The organism is Streptococcus suis, assembly GCF_002964575.1.
Classification (GTDB): Bacteria; Bacillota; Bacilli; order Lactobacillales; family Streptococcaceae; genus Streptococcus; species Streptococcus suis_R.
Window position 1 is genome coordinate 1 of record NZ_POQQ01000071.1, and the last position, 651, is coordinate 651.

General features: G+C 38.4%; 1 protein-coding gene and 1 pseudogene. Both read right to left on the reverse strand.

Annotation, left to right across the window (positions count from 1 at the left end; all coding sequences use genetic code 11):
• Positions 1-359 precede the first annotated feature (359 nt).
• The gene (locus tag C1E58_RS12115; protein ID WP_161497579.1) at positions 360-527 is read right to left on the reverse strand and encodes a hypothetical protein; all 168 of its coding nucleotides are present in this window, start codon (positions 525-527) and stop codon (positions 360-362) included.
• Positions 524-651, reverse strand: a pseudogene (locus tag C1E58_RS12435) (replication protein RepB); the annotation flags it as partial. The gene C1E58_RS12115 and the pseudogene C1E58_RS12435, both read right to left, overlap by 4 nt.

The window sequence follows — 651 nt, forward strand, 5'->3', positions numbered from 1 at the left end:
TCTTGTCTCTTCGGATTTGAAATATAATCACTCCGCCCAACAACGTTTTTTAGAGCTGTTTCTCTCGCATAAATGTTTGCCATTTTTCGCCCTCCGATACTTGATTATAGTCTATCACAGTTTGCTACTTTTTGAAAGTAGCGCAAACCCTACCTTATGGATAGTTCGTATCCTATAAGGGGTTTGCTTGGTCGCCCCCTAACCTGGTGGCGAATACCAAAAACGCCCTCGAACCACAAGGACATTTTTGTCATGTTGGCCGACTTCCCCAAGTCGACCAAAGTCATTTTTTCAAAATGACTTTTCGGACCGCTTCGCTATTGTCCGACAAAAAAGCTGACCCCAAAAGGTCAGCTCGCTTAATCCAAATGTTCTAAAAATAAATTCTTTAAATTATCCAAAGCATCTTTGTTTCCAACATCCTTCGCCCCATCCAATAAACGCTTCAAAATATAAATCTCATCCTCAGAAAAAGTATGTTGAATTCCGTTTTCAAATCGAATTGTATTGTTGTAATCAAAACTCATTTAATTTCCCCCGTTTCCATATCTACATTCTGACCATATTTCCGTTCTTGATAAACACCATCAAAATATAACCTTACCAATCCTGTATGCGAACGAATAACCTCATTTACAATTTTCATACTAG